Below are 1839 nucleotides of genomic sequence, written 5' to 3' on the forward strand. Positions count from 1 at the left end.
CCTAGCGAAGCCTTTGTCGAAACTATGGTCGCCAACGACGTTACCGTCGCCTTCGGCATCATGGGTTCGGCGTTTATGGACGCAATGGACATCTTCACCCCGGCAGGCATCCGCCTGATCCCGGTTGTTCACGAGCAGGGCGCCGGCCACATGGCTGACGGTTACGCCCGTGTTTCCGGTCGTCACGGCGTCTGTATCGCCCAGAACGGCCCGGGTATCACCAACTTCGTGACCGCTATCGCCGCTGCCTACTGGGCCCACAGCCCGGTTGTGTGCATCACCCCGGAAACCGGCGCCATGACCACCGGTCTGGGTGGCTTCCAGGAAGCTCAGCAGCTGCCGTTCTTCGAGACCATCACCAAGTACCAGGCTCACGTACCCCGTCCGGAGCGTATGGCTGAGCTGACCGGTCGCGCTTTTGACCGTGCGATCCAGGACAATGGCCCGACCCAGCTGAACATCCCGCGTGACTTCTTCTACGGCGACATCGACGTTGAAATCCCGCAGCCGATCGTGATCGAGCGTGGCGCCGGTGGCGAAAACGCCCTCAACGAAGCCGCTGACCTGCTGGCTGCTGCCAAGAACCCGGTGATCCTGTCCGGTGGCGGTGTCGTCATGTCCGAAGGTGTTGAGCAGTGTAAAGCCCTGGCCGAGTACCTGGGTGCGCCGGTTTGTAACACCTACCTGCACAACGACTCCTTCCCGGCCAGCCACGAACTGTGGTGTGGTCCGCTGGGCTACCAGGGTTCCAAGGCGGCCATGCGCCTGATCTCCCAGGCCGACGTTGTTCTGGCCCTGGGTACCCGTCTGGGTCCGTTCGGCACCCTGCCGCAGCACGGCATGGACTACTGGCCGAAAGACGCCAAGATCATCCAGATCGACTGCAACTCCAAGGTTATCGGCCTGGTTAAGAAGATCTCCGTCGGTATCTGTGGCGACGCCAAAGCGGCCGCTGCCACCCTGCTGGACCGTCTGCAGACTCGCGACGTTGCCTGTCTGGCCACCAAGGCCGAGCGTGGCGCCCACGTTGCTGCTGAGAAAGCGTCTTGGGAGAAGGAGCTGGACGAGTGGATCCACGAGAAGGACGAGTACTCGCTGGACATGATCGAAGAGCAGGCCGGTGAAGAAGGTAACTACCTGCACCCGCGTCAGGTTCTGCGTGAGCTGGAAAAAGCCATGCCGGAAGACGCGATGGTCTCCACCGACATCGGTAACATCAACTCGGTTGCCAACAGCTACCTGCGCTTCGAGAAGCCGCGCAGCTTCTTCGCGCCGATGAGCTTCGGTAACTGTGGTTACGCCCTGCCGACCATCATCGGTGCCAAGGTTGCCGCGCCTGAGCGTCCGGCCATCTCCTACGCCGGTGACGGCGCCTGGGGCATGTCCATGGTTGAGATCATGACCTGTGTCCGTGAGCAGATCCCGGTTACCTCGATCGTATTCCACAACCGTCAGTGGGGTGCCGAGAAGAAGAACCAGGTCGACTTCTACAGCCGTCGCTTCGTCGCGGGTGAGCTGGAGAACCCGAGCTTCGCCGAAATCGCACGCTCCATGGGTGCGCAGGGCGTCACCATCGACAAGCTGGAAGACATCGGTCCGGCGCTGAAGCAAGCTTGCGACGCGCAGAAGGACGGTGTGACCACCGTTATCGAGATCATGTGTACTCGTGAGCTGGGCGACCCCTTCCGCCGCGATGCACTGTCCGTACCGGTTCGTCACCTGGAGAAGTACAAGGACTTCCAGTAACAGTCCGCTTAATCGTCCGTTGGCGGGTGGATCGCACCGATCCGCTCGCCCTTTTACGACGATACAAAAACCGGCCGGTTCTCGGCCGGTTTT

General features: G+C 61.4%; 1 protein-coding gene. It reads left to right on the plus strand.

Annotated features, from left to right (window positions below; all coding sequences use genetic code 11):
- A partial coding sequence (xsc, locus tag DV711_RS19215) for a sulfoacetaldehyde acetyltransferase (RefSeq protein ID WP_279386528.1) occupies window positions 1-1746 on the plus strand: 1746 nt, incomplete at its 5' end.
- Window positions 1747-1839: the final 93 nt, after the last annotated feature.

The organism is Motiliproteus coralliicola (genome assembly GCF_003345655.1).
Taxonomy (GTDB): domain Bacteria; phylum Pseudomonadota; class Gammaproteobacteria; order Pseudomonadales; family Balneatricaceae; genus Motiliproteus; species Motiliproteus coralliicola.